This is a genomic window from Hymenobacter cheonanensis, from assembly GCF_030581075.1.
Classification (GTDB): Bacteria; Bacteroidota; Bacteroidia; order Cytophagales; family Hymenobacteraceae; genus Hymenobacter.
In genome coordinates this window covers 163,595-179,122 of record NZ_JAUQSW010000005.1, presented here as the reverse complement: position 1 = coordinate 179,122, position 15,528 = coordinate 163,595, and the positions used below count along the sequence as shown (strand labels likewise).

General features: G+C 61.4%; 16 protein-coding genes, 1 tRNA gene and 1 pseudogene. 5 read left to right on the top strand and 13 right to left on the bottom strand.

Annotated features, from left to right (window positions below; all coding sequences use genetic code 11):
• Positions 1-77: 77 nt before the first annotated feature.
• The 4 genes from Q5H89_RS11765 to Q5H89_RS11750 form a co-directional block, all read right to left on the bottom strand.
• Complete coding sequence (locus Q5H89_RS11765; protein ID WP_305019512.1) at positions 78-1,031, bottom strand: transketolase family protein; 954 nt, start codon at positions 1,029-1,031, stop codon at positions 78-80.
• Positions 1,032-1,039: 8 nt separating this feature from the next.
• Entirely contained in the window at positions 1,040-1,897 is an 858-nt protein-coding gene (locus Q5H89_RS11760) for a transketolase (protein WP_305019511.1), read from the bottom strand.
• A 135-nt stretch (positions 1,898-2,032) separates the two neighbouring features.
• Positions 2,033-2,827 (bottom strand): glycosyltransferase family protein, encoded by a 795-nt coding sequence (locus Q5H89_RS11755; RefSeq protein ID WP_305019510.1) that lies wholly within the window; start codon positions 2,825-2,827, stop codon positions 2,033-2,035.
• A gap of 73 nt (positions 2,828-2,900) precedes the next feature.
• Positions 2,901-3,968 carry a hypothetical protein gene (locus tag Q5H89_RS11750; RefSeq protein WP_305019509.1) on the bottom strand — a complete coding sequence of 356 codons (1,068 nt, stop codon included), beginning with the start codon at positions 3,966-3,968 and terminating at the stop codon, positions 2,901-2,903.
• 135 nt (positions 3,969-4,103) lie between these two features.
• Here Q5H89_RS11750 and Q5H89_RS11745 point away from each other — a divergent pair, with 135 nt between their 5' ends.
• Together Q5H89_RS11745 and Q5H89_RS11740 are read left to right on the top strand one after the other, a co-directional pair.
• Positions 4,104-5,735 carry a glycoside hydrolase family 43 protein gene (locus tag Q5H89_RS11745; RefSeq protein WP_305019508.1) on the top strand — a complete coding sequence of 544 codons (1,632 nt, stop codon included), beginning with the start codon at positions 4,104-4,106 and terminating at the stop codon, positions 5,733-5,735.
• An 88-nt stretch (positions 5,736-5,823) separates the two neighbouring features.
• On the top strand, positions 5,824-7,512 hold the full coding sequence (locus tag Q5H89_RS11740; protein ID WP_305019507.1) for a sodium:solute symporter family transporter: 1,689 nt from the start codon (positions 5,824-5,826) through the stop codon (positions 7,510-7,512).
• A 22-nt stretch (positions 7,513-7,534) separates the two neighbouring features.
• On the opposite strand, the pseudogene Q5H89_RS11735 reads toward Q5H89_RS11740, so the two are convergent.
• Positions 7,535-8,265: pseudogene (locus tag Q5H89_RS11735) on the bottom strand (IS5 family transposase); the annotation flags it as partial.
• Between the two features lie 341 nt (positions 8,266-8,606).
• Between Q5H89_RS11735 and Q5H89_RS11730 the strand changes: the two are divergent.
• Together Q5H89_RS11730 and Q5H89_RS11725 are read left to right on the top strand one after the other, a co-directional pair.
• Positions 8,607-9,212 (top strand): O-methyltransferase, encoded by a 606-nt coding sequence (locus Q5H89_RS11730; RefSeq protein WP_305019506.1) that lies wholly within the window; start codon positions 8,607-8,609, stop codon positions 9,210-9,212.
• Between the two features lie 164 nt (positions 9,213-9,376).
• The gene (locus Q5H89_RS11725) at positions 9,377-10,627 is read left to right on the top strand and encodes a DUF3500 domain-containing protein (protein ID WP_305019505.1); all 1,251 of its coding nucleotides are present in this window, start codon (positions 9,377-9,379) and stop codon (positions 10,625-10,627) included.
• A 76-nt stretch (positions 10,628-10,703) separates the two neighbouring features.
• Here Q5H89_RS11725 and Q5H89_RS11720 read toward each other — a convergent pair.
• The 8 genes from Q5H89_RS11720 to Q5H89_RS11685 form a co-directional block, all read right to left on the bottom strand.
• A tRNA-Asn gene (locus Q5H89_RS11720) sits at positions 10,704-10,777 on the bottom strand.
• A gap of 105 nt (positions 10,778-10,882) precedes the next feature.
• Entirely contained in the window at positions 10,883-11,326 is a 444-nt protein-coding gene (locus tag Q5H89_RS11715) for a hypothetical protein (protein ID WP_305019504.1), read from the bottom strand.
• Positions 11,327-11,420: 94 nt separating this feature from the next.
• Positions 11,421-12,398: a signal recognition particle-docking protein FtsY gene (ftsY, locus tag Q5H89_RS11710; RefSeq protein ID WP_305019503.1), complete on the bottom strand. Its 978-nt coding sequence runs from the start codon at positions 12,396-12,398 to the stop codon at positions 11,421-11,423.
• A 192-nt stretch (positions 12,399-12,590) separates the two neighbouring features.
• The gene (locus Q5H89_RS11705; protein ID WP_173116529.1) at positions 12,591-12,746 is read right to left on the bottom strand and encodes a DUF4295 domain-containing protein; all 156 of its coding nucleotides are present in this window, start codon (positions 12,744-12,746) and stop codon (positions 12,591-12,593) included.
• 8 nt (positions 12,747-12,754) lie between these two features.
• A complete protein-coding gene (gene rpmG / locus Q5H89_RS11700) occupies positions 12,755-12,937 on the bottom strand; it encodes a 50S ribosomal protein L33 (RefSeq protein ID WP_133659579.1) in 183 nt (60 codons plus the stop codon).
• Between the two features lie 301 nt (positions 12,938-13,238).
• Positions 13,239-13,478, bottom strand: coding sequence for a 50S ribosomal protein L28 (gene rpmB, locus Q5H89_RS11695; protein ID WP_068339669.1), 240 nt, complete (start codon positions 13,476-13,478; stop codon positions 13,239-13,241).
• Between the two features lie 138 nt (positions 13,479-13,616).
• Positions 13,617-13,793: a DUF5522 domain-containing protein gene (locus Q5H89_RS11690; RefSeq protein ID WP_305019502.1), complete on the bottom strand. Its 177-nt coding sequence runs from the start codon at positions 13,791-13,793 to the stop codon at positions 13,617-13,619.
• Positions 13,783-14,169, bottom strand: a complete 387-nt coding sequence (locus Q5H89_RS11685; RefSeq protein WP_305019501.1) for a RidA family protein — start codon at positions 14,167-14,169, stop codon at positions 13,783-13,785. Before Q5H89_RS11685 ends, Q5H89_RS11690 begins: the two co-directional genes overlap by 11 nt.
• Before the next feature lie 99 nt (positions 14,170-14,268).
• Here Q5H89_RS11685 and rocD point away from each other — a divergent pair, with 99 nt between their 5' ends.
• On the top strand, positions 14,269-15,516 hold the full coding sequence (rocD, locus tag Q5H89_RS11680; RefSeq protein ID WP_305019500.1) for an ornithine--oxo-acid transaminase: 1,248 nt from the start codon (positions 14,269-14,271) through the stop codon (positions 15,514-15,516).
• Positions 15,517-15,528 lie beyond the last annotated feature (12 nt).

Genomic DNA, 15,528 nt, shown 5'->3' with positions numbered 1-15,528 from the left:
AATCGGTAGGTTACCAACCCGACGGCGCGAGCGAGATGCTTCGCTGCGCTCTGCATGACGGACGGTGGCACAGCAGCTTACTCGGCAAATTCGTTTTCGACCACCTTGGTTTTGGCGCCGAAAGTGTGGGCGCCATCGCCCAGGCGCTCGCCGATGCGGCGGGCAATGTGCTGGCCGGTAAAGCCTTCGTATTCGAGCACTTCGCTCAGCAGGCCGGGCTTGTACCAGCGCTCTTTGAGGGCTAGCGGCAGCACTTTGGCCGTCAGCTCGTGCTCTAGCAGCAGCTCGGCCAGGATGGAGTAGAGGCCGCCGGTCTGGAAGTGGTCTTCCAGCGTTACTACAAGGCTGCCGCCACGCACCACGTTCAGCACGGCGTCAGTGTCTAAAGGCTTGAGGCTGCGCAGATTCACGAGGCCCACCGAGTAGCCGGCCTCAGTCAGCAAGTCCTTGGCGATGAGCGCTTGCTCGAAGAGCATGCCGTAGGTGAGGATGGTAATGTCCTTGCCTTCGCTCACGATTTCGGCCTTGCCCAGCACGAAGGGCTCGTGCTGGTAGGTGCCGGGCCGGGTGTTCACACGCAGGTAGGCGGGGTCGGGCGAGGCCCAGATGGCGGGCAGCATGGCGAGCATATCAGCCTCGTCGGCGGGCGCGAAAACCGTCATGCCGGGAATGCCGCGCATGAGCGATACGTCCTCGATAGCCTGGTGGGTGGGGCCGTTGCCATCGGACAGGAAACCGGGCACGAAGGCGCTGATTTTCACCGGCAAATGCGGAATACCCACGTCGGTGCGGATAAACTCGAACGCCCGCAGCGTGAGAAAGGTCGCCAGCGCGTGCACCACCGGCACGCGGCCCCGCAGGGCTAGCCCGGCGGCGGCCCCAATCAGGGTTTGCTCCGTGATGCCGGTATCGATGAAGCGGGCGCCCAACGGGCCAGGCAGGTTGCGGATAAGGGCGCGGTTTTCGGCCGTCATCACCAGCAGGCGCTCGTCGGCCAGGGCGGTTTCGTGGATAAGCTGCTCGTAATTCATCTTGCTAATTATCTAACGGTCAGGGTTTCGCTCGTGAGCTTGGTGGCTTCCTGGCTGTGCAGCTCTTTGAGGAGCGAGGTAATTTCCTCGCTGCTGAAGTTGCAGAACCAGCGGTCGGCGCGGCGCTCGATGCTGGGCAGGCCCCGGCCGCGCACCGTGTCGCAGATGATAACCGACGGCTTATCCTCGCTGAACGGCAGCGCGGTAAAGGCCTCTTCCAGCGCCGCAAAGTCGTGGCCATCAATGCGCTTCACTACCGCGCCGAAAGCCTCGAATTTCGGAGCTAGCGGCTCCAGCGGAATCAGCTCCTCGGTAGCGATATTGGCCTGGAAGTGGTTGCGGTCCACCACGATAGTCAGGTTATTCATCTTTTTGGCGCTGGCCACCAGCACGGCCTCCCAGCAGGTGCCCTCGTTCAGCTCGCCGTCGCCGGTGATGACGATAACGTGCTGGCTTTGGCCGCGCAGCTTGGCATCCATGGCCACGCCCAGCGCCACGCTCGGCAGGTGCCCTAGCGAGCCCGAGTGAAACTCGACGCCCGGCACGCTGCGGTTGGGGTGCCAGTAGATGCTGTCGTTCGATTTCAGGTGGTTGGCCAGCCGCTCCTTGGGCATAAAGCCCAGCTCGGCAAACGTGCCGTAGAGGGCGGGCACGTCGTGGCCTTTGCTCAGGAAGAGGTAGTCGCGCTCGGGGTCCGTCAGGTTGCCCGGGTTCACGTTGAGGAAGTCGGCGTAGAGATACACCAACAGGTCGGCGCAGCTCAGCGAGGCGCCCGTGAAGCAGCCGCCATCGGTGCTGAGGCGAACGATGTGCTCGCGCACGCGCAGGGCAAGCTCGGAGAGCGCTTGTTTTTTTTCGGAAGTCATAGAAACAGAAACGTCAAATCAAAATTGTTGTCATGCTAAATGCAGTGAAGCATCTGCTCGAACCGTTGGGCTACTGTCCTAGCACTGCGAGCAAGATGCTTCACTGGGGTCAGCACGACGTTCTTACTGCCTGCATTATAAGTGCTTTGTATTGCCCGCGTCCACGGTTTTAAGCTCATCTAAGTGGTTGCGGTACCAGTTCACGCCGGCCAGGTCGGCATTTAAGGCGTAAATGTCCGGCCTTTGTTTTAATAAAGTCAGAATATCAGCTAGCCCGAAGCTGGGGTTGGCGGGGTAAAGCGCTTCGTACACGGCTTTTATAAAATCGTAGTCGGCCGGGTAGTCAATGGTGAAGCGGTGCGACATCGAGTAGTCGAGGCCCGTTTCCCAGGCCACGTTGGCAAGCCGGAAGCGCTCGGGGTTTTCCCAGAAGAAGGGCGTGGTGTGCTCGCGCTCCAGCGGGCGCCGGGCCTCGCGCCAGGCCGTTTCGAGGGCAGCCAGGGTCATCACCTCCACATCGTTGCCATCGGGATAGGTGGCGGGGTGCAGGTTGCTCACGAAGTCGTACTGGCCCCTGGTGGCCTCATACACCCCGAGCACCTTGTCGATGATGGCCGGGTCGATGAGCGGGCAGTCGCTGGGTATTTTCACCACGGCCTCCGTCTCACCAAAGTGCTGCGCCGCCTGGTAGTGGCGGTCGAGCAGGTCGAGGGCATTGCCCCGAAACACGTCGATGCTATACTTTTGGCACAGCTCGGCCAGCGCGTCGTCGCCGGGGTCGGTAGTAGTGATGACGGCCACGCGGCCCGCCCGGCTGGCCTGCTGCACCCGCTCGACCTGCCGCACCAGCAGCGGCCGGCCCACCAGGTCGAGGCTTACTTTATCGGGAAGGCGCGACGAGCCCCGCCGGGCCTGAATGAGGGTGAGCATTGCTTAAAGTATAAAACGTAACAAAATTGGCACAAAGTGTAACGCTGGCGGCCCAATAGTTCCTTATTCAGGGCTAGCGGGCTGTTTCGGCCATTGAGGCCGGCGCGGGCTGGGGTGCCGCAGGCTTGTACTGCCTGAGGAAGGCCGGCCCGGTACCCTGGAAGCGCCCAAACTGCCGGCAAATGTCGGCAATGCGCTGGGCGCTGGTGCCGCCGTTCTGGATGGGCAGCTTGCGCTTGAGGTCCTCAACGTCGAAGTAAGAGTGCACCGGAATACCGAGCGCCAAGCCCACGTAAGCTACGGTGCTGTACTGGGTTATCAACTCCACCGAGTTGGCTATCATCTCTTCAGTATTGCCGCTGGTGTAGATGAGCGTGCCGGGCGGCGCGTATTTTTTGACCTCGGCGGTGGCGCGGTCCATCTCCTCGTTGGGGTGAAACTTGAAAATCATGGGCCGGCCGGCGGCAATGCGCGTGGCGGCGCGAATGAATTTCTTGCGGTTGTCGGGCCGGAAGGTTTCGCGCATATCGGTAGTAGCTACGAGTACATAGCCGCGGTGCGGAAAGCTGTTGCTGCGCAGCTTCTCCACGTCGTCGAAGTTGGGGATACCCGTTACGACCAGCTTGCCGGGGTCCACGCCAATCATTTTGAAGTGCTCGGCGTAGCCCGGAGAGGCCACGCAGTAGACGTCGCAGCAATTGTTCATGCCATTGAGCGAGGTGCCGATGGCCAGAATGGGAAAGCTCGTGAAGCGCTTCACTAGGCGTGCCCACAGGTGCATAGGGTCGGTCATGCCCTCCTGCACAAACACCGACTTGGTGCGCCTGAGCAGCGGCCACGGCACCACAATGTCGGAGCAGCACACCACCAGGTCGTACTCGAGGCCCAGCTCGCGGTTTTCGAAGTCGCGGCGCAGCTGGTGCTGCGCAATGTAGCGGTCGGCTTTTTCCTTTACCAAGCCCTGCACAATGGTCTTGTCGAGGATATTGTTGCGCAGCAGCCACTCGTAGAAGCCGCGCATCCAGCCGTCGTAGTAAAGCTGGCTGAAGTAGGGTTCGTACTCATCTTCCAAAAGCTGCGCCACACGGTGCATCTGGGTGGTTTGGTTGGGCGAGCCGATGAGGTACAGCGCTTTTTTCACAAGCAACAAAGTAGGTATGCCTACAAAAATACAACGCCGCGTTACTAGCTCGCGGCACCGCCCGCCGCCCGCCATGCAGCTATCAGCCACCTTTTTCTACTTTCAGGTTTTGCTTCCGGCCTTTACCCGCCCGCCATGCGCCTGCTTGCCTTGTTTTTTGCCCTAGCTGCTGCCTGCCGAGCCTTGGTGGCACCGGCCCAAACGCCCGCTCCCTGGGTGCCCGACCTGGGTAATGGCCGCTATAAAAACCCAGTGCTCTACGCCGACTACTCTGACCCCGACGTGGTGCGCGTAGGCGCCGACTACTACCTCACCTCGTCGAGCTTCAATATGGCGCCGGGGCTGCCCATTCTGCATTCTAAAGACCTCGTTAACTGGACGATAATCGGCCACGCGCTGCCCGTGCAGCCGCCGCGCGACCGCTACGCCCACGTGCAGCCCGGCAACGGCGTGTGGGCCCCGGCGCTGCGCTACCACCAGGGCAAATTTTACCTCTACTACCCCGACCCCGACCTAGGTATTTTCGTGACCACGGCCCCAAACCCCGCCGGCCCTTGGAGCGCGCCGGTGTGCGTGAAGGCGGCCAAGGGCTGGATTGACCCCTGCCCCTTCTGGGATGAGGACGGCCGCGCCTACCTCGTGCACGCTTTTGCGGGCAGCCGGGCAGGCATCAAGAGCGTGCTTCACGTGAGCGAAATGACGCCCGACGGGCTAGGCCTGCTCGGAGAAGACAAGCTGGTTTTTGATGGGCATAAAGACCACCCCACCATCGAGGGACCGAAGCTTTACAAGCGCCACGGCTACTACTACATTTTTGCGCCGGGCGGCGGCGTGAAAACCGGCTGGCAGGTGGCCTTGCGCAGCAAGCAGGTGTTCGGGCCTTACGAAGACAAAGTCGTCATGGCTCAGGGAAAAAGCCCCGTCAATGGCCCGCACCAAGGCGCGTGGGTCGATACGCCCGATGGCAGGCAGGATTGGTTTCTGCACTTTCAGGACCAGGGCGCCTACGGCCGGGTAGTGCACCTGCAACCGATGGTTTGGCAAAACGACTGGCCCATTATCGGCCTCGACCCCGACGGCGACGGCACCGGCGAGCCCGTGCCCGGCTACCGCAAGCCGGCCGTGCCCGGCAAGGTGCCCCTGGCCGTGCCGGCCACCTCTGATGAATTTGCCAGCGGCCGGCCCGGCCTGCAATGGCAGTGGCAGGCCAACCCGCAGCCGCAGTGGCTGGCCGGGTTGCCGGCCGCCGCGCCCGGCCAGCTAGCCCTGGCGGCCGGGCCCGCCCCGGCCGAAGCCCCAAATCTCTACCTCGTGCCCAGCCTGCTGCTGCAAAAGCTGCCCGCCGAGCGGTTCACGGCCACCGCCAAGCTTACGCTGCAAGGCCTGGCTACCGGCGACCGCGCCGGCCTGGTAGTGCTGGGCCTGGACTACGCCACCCTCAGCCTCACGCGCCAGCCCGACGGCTGGCTGGCCCTCAGCCAAACCACCTGCCTCCAGGCCGACAAGGGCGCGGCCGAAACCACTGCGGCCACCGCGCCGCCCCTGGCCGCCGGCCAGCCGCTCTACCTGCGCGTGGCGGTGCGGGCCGGGGCACGCTGCCAGTTCAGCTACAGCCTCGATGGCCGGCAATTCACTTTGCTCGGCCCCGAGTTCACGGCCCGGGAGGGGCGCTGGGTGGGCGCCAAGCTGGGGCTCTTCTGCCTGAGCACCATGACCGATGGGGCGCCAGGCTACGCCGCCATCGACTGGTGGCACGTGGCGCCGTAGGGTTGATTTTCAATCGTGCAATCGTTTGCATAGGTATGCAAGCTGATATTTGCCCTACTTTCGTTTTCCATTCGTTTTTTCCCGCCCTATGCACCAGCTGGCTACGCTAGACTACATAGTCTTTTTTGTTTACTTTTTAATCGTCGCCGGCTACGGCCTCTGGATTTATAACCGCAAAACGGGCCACGATGGCACCGTGGAGGGCGATTCGAAAGACTACTTCCTGGCCGAGGGCTCGCTCACGTGGTGGGCCATCGGCTCGTCGCTGATTGCCAGCAACATCTCGGCCGAGCAATTTGTGGGCATGTCTGGCTCGGGCTTCAAGATGGGGCTAGCCATCGCCACCTACGAGTGGATGGCCTCCATCACGCTCATCATCGTGGCGGTGTTCTTCATTCCGGTGTATCTCAAAAACCGGATTTTCACCATGCCGCAGTTTCTGCACCAGCGCTACAACGGCACGGTGGCCATGATTATGGCCATTTTCTGGCTCTTGCTCTACGTGGTGGTAAACCTGACGTCGATTCTCTACCTCGGCGCCATTGCCGTGAGCAGCATCGCCGGCCTGAACCTGAACTTCTGCATGTACGCGCTGGCCATCTTCGCCGTGATTATTACGCTGGGCGGCATGAAAGTAATTGGTTTTACGGACGTTATCCAGGTGTTCTTCCTCATCCTGGGCGGGCTGGCCACTACCTACCTGGCCCTGACCCTAGTGGCCGAGCACAACGGCACCACGGGCATCCTCAACGGCTTCAGCATCATGAAGACGGCCGCCAACGACCACTTCCACATGATTTTCAAGCGCGACAACCCCAACTACCTCGACCTGCCGGGCCTCACCGTGCTGCTAGGGGGCATGTGGATTGTGAACCTCAACTACTGGGGCTGCAACCAGTACATCACGCAGCGCGCCCTCGGCGCCGACCTGCCCACGGCCCGCGGCGGCCTGCTCTTCGCCGCTTTCCTGAAGCTCCTGATGCCGGTTATCGTGGTTATTCCGGGCATCGCGGCCTACGTGCTCTACAAGCAGAATGTGTTTGGCGCCGGCGAGTTCGGCTCGGGCGCCGACCTGAATCCTGACCGTGCTTACCCGGTACTGCTCAACATCTTGCCGGTGGGCCTCAAAGGCCTGTCGTTTGCCGCCCTCACGGCGGCCGTGGTGGCCTCGCTAGCCGGCAAAGCCAACTCGATTGCCACCATCTTCACGCTCGACGTATACAAGAAGGTCATCAACCCCACCGCTTCGGAGAAAACCCTGGTAGCCACCGGCAAGATTGCCGTGGTCGTAGCCATGATTCTGGGCGTGCTCATTGCCCCGCACCTGGGCATCGACAAAAAGGGTGGTTTTCAGTACATTCAGGAGTACACGGGCTTTGTGTCGCCGGGTATTTTTGCCATGTTCATCCTGGGCTTCTTCTGGAAAAAAGCCACGTCGAGCGCGGCGCTGTTTGCCACCATCGGCGGGTTCCTGCTATCGGTGCTGCTCAAGTTTTTGCCCGGCATGATGGATTTGTCGTTCCTGGCCCCGTTTGGCTTTGCCGTGCGGCCCGAAGGCTCCAGCATCTATGAGATTCCGTTTCTCGACCGCATGGGCTTCGTGTTCATGTTCTGCATCATCGGCATGGTGCTCATCAGCCTCCTCGAAAACGCGCGCGGTGTAAAAACCAACGGCCTCGAAATCGACTCGTCGATGTTCAAGCCCCACGCCACTTTCGTGGGCGGCGCCGTGCTGATAATCGGCATCATCGTGGCGCTGTACTCGGTATTCTGGTAGGCCGACTAGGTTGTACGGACAATTAGCGAAGCCAAAGCATGGCACACACGAAATGGACAAAGCCGAGGTAGCTGCTGGCCGTTTTATCGTAGCGCGTGGCCAACCGACGAAACTGCTTGAGCCGGCTCATCAGCCGCTCAATCCGGTTGCGCTGCCGGTAGCCGGCCGTATCTACCGGGCGGGCGATGCGGCGCCGGGGCTGGCTGGGAATGACGGCCTCGGCCCCCAGGGCAGCCACAGCGGCCAGCACCTGGTTCGTATCATAGGCCTTGTCGGCCAGTACTTTGCCGGCTTTCTGCACGGCTTGCAGCAAGTCCAGCGCCCGCCGGCAATCGTGCTGCTGGCCCGCGCTAAGCACAGCCTGCACCGGCCGGCCCTGGGCGTCAGCCAGCACGTGTATCTTGGTGCTCAGCCCGCCGCGGCTGCGGCCGAGGGCTTCGTCGCCGACACGGCTTTTTTTCGGCTACCCGCCGCCTGCGCATGGGCCCGCACGACGGTCGAATCCAGCATTACCCAGTCCAGGTCGGGGCGCTGTACGGCCTGGAACAAGCGCTGCCAAATCCCTTTTTGGGCCCAGCGCCGGCTGCGTTTGCGCAGCGTATCGTGCTTGCCAAAGCGAGCTGGTAGTGCCCGCCAGGCGCAGCCGTGGCGCGCTACCCAGAACACAGCGTTGAGAAAGAGGCGGTTATCAGTCCCTGTGCGGCCCACGTCGCCCGCTTTGCCTGCCAAATGCGGCGCCAAGGCCGCCCACGCGTCGTCACTGATTTCATCTAGATTACTCACGAACGCAAATGTAATTGTCCGTACAACCTAGGCCACTTATCTCCCTCAAACGGGCCCCTGGCGTGCAGCCAGGGGCCCGTTTGCATGTAAGGGGCTACCTTGATGGGCCAACGGCCCGCCCACGCGCCGGCACGCTGGTGGCTCATTGCGCTGGCCTTGGCCCGGCGCGCCGGGCTAGCCGGCAAATAGCGGGCGCCGGGCGATGAAATCGGCTGATGTGTAAAATTTCGGCGAAAAGCCCCGGCTTCCGCCTGCATCTTGCCGGCCATAGGCCCCGAGTAGCTACGCTCTCCGCATCCCGCGCGCTTTTTATGACCGAGTCACGACTTGCTTTTCTTCAGCAGCTGGCGGCCGATTATCAGGCCCACGACCAGCAGGTGGCCCAGCGGGCCGACCGCTACCTCAACATCACGCCCGATACGGGTCCGTTTCTGGCCCTGCTGCTGCAAGCCGTCGGCGCCCGGCGCATCCTGGAAATCGGCACGTCTACCGGCTACTCCACCATTTGGCTGGCCGATGCCTGCCAGGCCACCGGCGGGCACGTCACGACCGTAGAGCTGAATGCCACCCGGGCCGCCCTGGCCCGCGCCAATTTCGCGCAAGTGGGCCTCAGCGAGTGCATTACGCAGGTGCCCGCCCCGGTAGCCGACTGGCTAGCGCGCACCTCCCTGGCCCCCTTCGACTTCGTGTTTCTCGATGCCGACCGCTCACAATACGTCGAACTCTGGCCCCGGCTCCTGCCCCTGGTGCGGCCTGGCGGGTTGGTAGTGGTCGATAATGCGGTGTCGCACCACGAGCAGCTTCAGTCATTTACCGCCCTAGTGCAGGCCACCCCCGGCGTCACGAGCGTGGTAGTGCCCACCGGCAAGGGTGAAATGCTTATCTGGAAAGCCAGCTTAGCGACTGAAAATAACTAATAAACTACTTGACTTTTAGACGATTATCATCACAGCCAAACTATCAGATACTACCTCATTTGCTACCTGGCAGCTATCCTGACTATGGCCTCACCAACTCGCCCGCTTCTCCGTCAATACTTACTAAGACAGCTTATCCCACTCCTAGTTAACTGTTTACTTGCATGAAATCTCTTAGTTGCCTCGCCGCCGCCGCGGCGCTGCTGGTTGGTACCGCTTGCCAGCAAGACCCTGGCACTTCTTCCGTTGCGGCCGCTCCTGCCGCTAGCTCGTTAGCCGCCCCTCAGGCTGCCAGCCCTGCCGCTAACGTAGTGAAGGCGGCGAATGCCTTCCTGGCCACACTGAGCGCTAGCCAACGCGACACTGTGCTTCAGGACTTTACCGCCGCCAAGGCCGCGCAGTGGTCCAACCTGCCGGCCAGCTTCGTACCCCGGCCAGGCCTGAAGCTGAGCGACCTTGATAGCGCCCAAACCAGGGCTGCGCTAGCCGTGATACAAGCCGCCACCGGCACCGCTGCCAACGAAGGCTACAGCGAAATTCAGCAGCTGCGGGCGGCCGACGATAACCTCAATGCGGCGCCCGCTGGCTTCGGGCCCGGCCGGCCGGGAGCCGGCCCGCCCCCCGGTATGCGGCCTGGTGGCCCCCCACCCGGCATGGGTGGCCCGCCCCCGCCGGGTATGCGGCGCGGCGCTGGCGGGCGGCGCGGCGGCCCGCCCGGCCTGGGTCCGGGCGACTACGGCAGCGGCGTATATTTCATCGCCTTCCTGGGCACGCCCTCTGCCACCGGCACCTGGATGCTCCAGTTTGGCGGCCACCACCTGGCTACCAACGTCACCTTTGGCCAGGGGGCCGTAACCGGGGCTACGCCCAAGTTTGAGGGCGTTGAGCCCCTTAGCTTTACTACCACCAACGCCAAAGTGCTCCCCAAGGGCCGCACCTACTCCCCCATGAGCACCGAGGCCGCGGCCATGCTAGCTCTGCTCCGCGGCCTCACCCCGGCCCAGCAAGCCAAGGCCAGGCTCAGCCAGAGCTTCTTCGACGTGGTACTTGGCCCCGGGCAGGATGGCAAATTTCCCACTACTAAAATAGGCTTGCCAGTCCGCCAGCTCAGCCAGGCTCAGCAAGCCCTCGTGATGGCCGCGATGGCGCCCTGGGTCAACGATGCGGACGACGCCACCGCCGCCAGCCTGCTAGCCAGCTACCAGCACCAGCTGGCCGATACTTACGTCGCCTACGCGGGCACCGGCAATTTCACCACGCAGGGCGACTACCTGCGCATCGACGGCCCCAGCGTCTGGATTGAGTTTGTGTGCCAGAACGGCATCGTTTACCATAGCCAGATTCACTACCACAGCATCTGGCGCGACCATGCGCGCGACTACGGCGGCAACTTCTACGGCCCCAGCCGGGGCTAGCACGCTGAAACAGAAAGAATATCCAACAAAAAGCCCGCTGTAAATACATGATTTACAGCGGGCTTTTACCTAAAAGCGCTCCCTCCTGGGCTCGAACCAGGGACCCTCTGATTAACAGTCAGATGCTCTAACCGGCTGAGCTAAGGAAGCTTTATATCCCGAAACCGGCGCTTTCGGGCCACAAAGATAGGAACAGGTTTTTTCAGAAAACAAGCCGACGGCAAAAATTTGCTGTTTTTTTACGCAGCATTTTCGTTAGTTCGTGATTGTCAGTAAGCTACCGCTCAGGCTGGTGCTGTACTGGCGCAGCGAGCGCGGGGCCGGGCCGCCCGTTACGAGCCCTTGCAGATTGAATTGGGAAGTGCAGCAACTGTCCCGAAAGAATAAACGGGAGCTTTTGTCGAGTGTCACGGTGGCGCAGGCGCTCAGGGGCTGGTAAGGGCAGTTGCGCTCGAAGGCCAGGTAGCTCGTGGCATTCTGGCGCACCACGTAAATGCCTTTTACGCCACCCTGGCCGTTGGCGCTGCCCGGCGGAATGGCCACCACGCCATTATCGAAGCGCAGGGCCTTGTTTTGCTGGTCTAGCAGGTCGAGCTGCACGTTTACCGGCACGTTGGGGATGGTCGTGGTGGTGTCGGTATTGGAGTTGCAGGCGGCTAGCAGGCCGCTGGCCAGCAAGGCCAGGTATAGAACGCGCATCACAAAAACTGGTAGCTGAATGAGTTTCCCCAACGCACGAAAGCGCCCGGTAGTTTGCCGGGCGCTTTCGCTAGGTCGTTTTTCAGTGCCAAGGCTATTTCTTGAACAGCGAATTGACGAACGTATGGCGGTCGAAGAGCTGCAAATCAGTCATCTTCTCACCCACTCCGATGTAGCGCACCGGGATGCTGAACTGGTCACTGATGCCGATAACCACGCCGCCCTTGGCCGTGCCATCGAGCTTGGTAATGGCCAGGGCCGACACCTCCGTGGCACGAGTAAACTCCTTGGCCTGCAAAAAGGCATTCTGGCCGGTGCTGCCGTCGAGCACAAGCAACACCTCGTGCGGCGCCTCCGGAATAACTTTCTGCATTACGCGCTTGATTTTGCTAAGCTCGTTCATCAGGTTCACCTTGTTGTGCAGGCGGCCGGCGGTGTCGATAATTACCACATCGGCGCCCATCTCCACGCCCTTCAGCACGGCGTCGTAGGCCACGGCGGCGGGGTCGGTGTTCATGCCGTGGCTAATGACCGGCACGCCCACCCGCTGGCCCCACACAATGAGTTGGTCCACAGCCGCGGCCCGGAAGGTATCGGCCGCGCCCAGCACCACCTTCTTGCCCGCCGCGTGAAAACGGTGGGCTAGCTTGCCAATGGTCGTGGTTTTACCCACGCCGTTCACGCCCACCACCATTATCACAAAGGGGTGGCCGGGGCTGTCGGGCCTATCCAGGATGGCGCGCGAGCCCGTGGTGTCGCCATGCGCGTCGAGCAGGGCCACAATCTCTTCACGCAAGATGCGGTCGAGTTCATTGGTGTTCACGTACTTGTCGCGGGCCACGCGCTTCTCGATGCGGTCGATAACTTTTACCGTCGTGTCGATGCCCACGTCGGCGTGCACGAGCAAGGTTTCGAGGTCGTCGAGCACGGCCTCGTCCACGGTGCTTTTGCCCACCACGGCCTTGCTGAGCTGGTCGAAGAAGTTGGTTTTCGTCTTCTGCAGGCCTTCGTCGAGGGCTTGCTGCTGCTCCTTGTTTTCCTTGTCTTTCTTAAAAAAGTCGAAGAGGCCCATATGCTATTACTATAAGAACGTCATGCAGCGCGCAGCGAAGCATCTCGCGTGCAGCAGTAATTTCTAACGGCTAGAGGTTAGTGATACACGCGAGATGCTTCGCTGCGCGCTGCATGACGTTTTGGAGTTGCCTAAACACGAAAAAAGTCCCACGAAGGTGGGACTTTTTTGCTTCATCAGCGGCTAGGCAGCTTATTTGCCGGCCAGCACGTCTTGTACCTTGTCTACGGGTACCATTTCCTCCTTGAAGGTATAGGCACCGGTTTTCTCCGATTTTACGGCGCGGATAACTTTCGCCCAGTCTTTGCCGGTGGCGGTTTTCAGCGTTGCTACTACTTTCTTAGCCATGACTCAGGTTATTTAATTTCCTTGTGAACAGTCATTTTACGCAGAATCGGGTTGAATTTCTTCAGCTCGATGCGCTCGGGGGTGTTCTTGCGGTTCTTGGTGGTGATGTAGCGCGAGGTGCCCGGCATACCCGAGTTTTTATGCTCGGTGCACTCCATGATAACCTGCACCCGGTTTCCTTTCTTGGCCATCGCGACGGGAGGGGGGTTAGTTTTTAATTTTAGGACTGCAAAGGTACAGTTTTTTTTCTGAACTTCGCAAGCAGCCGGGGTGATACTACGCTAAAAGTCAGGCTGCCACTGCTTTTTTAGCGCTTTTAACTAGCTGGCATTGCGCGGGGCAAGTGCCGGGCTATGGGTGCTGGCAGGCTTAAGGGGCTTAGCACAACGAAGCCGGTGCTGGCAGCCAGCCTCCCGCAGGGGCTAGCGGCCGGCACCGGCGCGCAGTTGGCAGGCCCGAAAAAACCTACGACCGGCCGCTAAAAAAAGCGGACTAGTAAACGATGAAGCCCTGCTCCTTAGCCTTCTTCAAGGTGGCCATGATGCCATTCTTGTTGATGGTGCGGATGGTCGAAGCCGCTACTTTAAGCGTAACCCAGGCGTCTTGCTCGGGGATGTAGAAGCGCTTTTTCTGCAAGTTGGGGTAGAACTTACGCTTGGTTTTGTTGTTGGCGTGCGATACGTTGTTGCCTACGCGGGTACGCTTGCCGGTCAAATCACAAACTCGGGCCATGATATCGAAGGGTTAGATGATGCTATTCCGAAACGGGCCGCAAATATCGGCAATTTTCAGCCAATTACCAAATCGTAAAGCGATTGAGAATGAGCGGCGAGGAAATTGCTGCGGCCGCTAGTCGCTTTTTTGCAGGCTTTATTCGGCGTTCTTATTTTTCTTCCAGGGGCAGTGGCGGCAGCCGTTGCCGCAGCAAAAGCCCCGGCGGCGGTGGTACTGCGCGGTGAAAACGAGGTAGCCCTCGGGAGTGTAGTAGAAGTCGCCGGACTGCAGCGGCAGGGCGGCGAAGGCGGCCAGGCGTGGGTCAGCGGCCATCGGGCAGGGCGGCGATGCACTCGATTTCAACCAGGGCTTCCAGCGGCAGGCGCGATACCTCGACGGTGGTGCGGGCCGGCCGGTGGGCGCCAAACACCTCGGCGTACACGGCATTCATGCGCGCAAAATCGGCGAAGTTTTTCAGGAACACGGTGGTTTTTACGATGTCGGCTAGCCCCAGGCTGCGGCTGGCAAGCACCGTGCGCAGGTTGTGGAGCACCTGGTGCGTTTGCTCTTCGATAGTGGTGGCCTCGATGCGCATGGTGGCGGGTACGAGCGGCGTCTGGCCCGAGCAAAACACGAAGCCGCCGGCCACAATAGCCTGGGCGTAGGGGCCTACCGCCTGCGGGGCGTCAGGATTGTGCAAGGTTTCCATAGGCGGGCAAAGGTAGAAGCGGCGCGGGGCCGACCCGAACCGGCCGGTTCTTTGTTTGTAATTTTGAACGACTCCCTTCTCCACTAGCCCGCCCACTCTATGTCGACCACCCACGCCCCCGCCACCTCGCGCGCCGAAGAGCTGATGCAGCTCGAAGACCAGTACGGTGCCCACAACTACCACCCGCTGCCCGTGGTGCTGAGCCGGGGCCAGGGTGTGCACCTGTGGGACGTGGCTGGCCGCCAGTATGTTGATTTCCTGTCGGCTTATTCTGCTGTAAACCAGGGCCATTGCCACCCGCGCATTATCGGGGCACTCACCGAGCAGGCGCAAAAGCTGACCCTCACCTCGCGGGCTTTCTTTAACGACCGGCTCGGGGCGGCCGAAAAGCAGCTCTGCGAGCTGTTCGGCTACGATAAGGCATTATTAATGAACTCGGGCGCCGAGGCCGTGGAAACGGCCCTCAAGCTGGCCCGCAAGTGGGGCTACCAGGAAAAGGGCATTGCGCCCAACCAGGCGCGCATTGTGGTGGCCGAGCACAATTTTCACGGCCGCACCACGGGCATCATCTCCTTCAGTACCGACGGCGACAGCACGGGCGGCTTCGGGCCCTTTGTGCCGGGCTACCAGGTGGTGCCCTACGATGACCTGGCGGCCCTGGCCGAGGCGCTGGCCGACCCGCACGTATGCGGCTTCTTGGTCGAGCCCATCCAGGGCGAAGCGGGCGTGGTGGTGCCTAGCGAGGGCTACCTGGCCGGCGCGGCCTCGCTGTGCCGCCAGCACAACGTGTTGCTGCTCACCGATGAAATTCAGACCGGGCTGGGCCGCACCGGCAAGCTGCTGGCCACCGACTACGAGGGCGTGCGCGGCGACATTCTCATCCTGGGCAAGGCCCTGAGCGGCGGCGTGCTGCCGGTATCGGCAGTGCTGGCCAATGACGAGATTATGCTCACCATTCAGCCCGGCCAGCACGGCTCCACCTTCGGCGGCAACCCGCTGGCCTGCGCCGTAATGCAGGCTGCGCTCGACGTACTGCTCGATGAAAAGCTGGCTGACAATGCTTTCCGGCTAGGGGAGATTTTTCGCGAAGAGATGCGCCAGGTGCAGCGCGAGTGCCCCGATACCGTGGACTTGGTGCGCGGCCGCGGCCTGCTCAACGCCGTGGTTATCAACCCTAGCGAAGACGGCCGCACGGCCTGGGACGTGTGCGTGAGCCTGATGGAGCGCGGCGTGCTGGCCAAGCCCACGCACGGCGATATTATCCGGTTTGCGCCGCCGCTGGTCATCACCGAAGCCGAATTGCGCGAGGCCTGCGTCATTATTGCCGACGTTATCCGGGCTTTTTGAGTATAAGGCCTC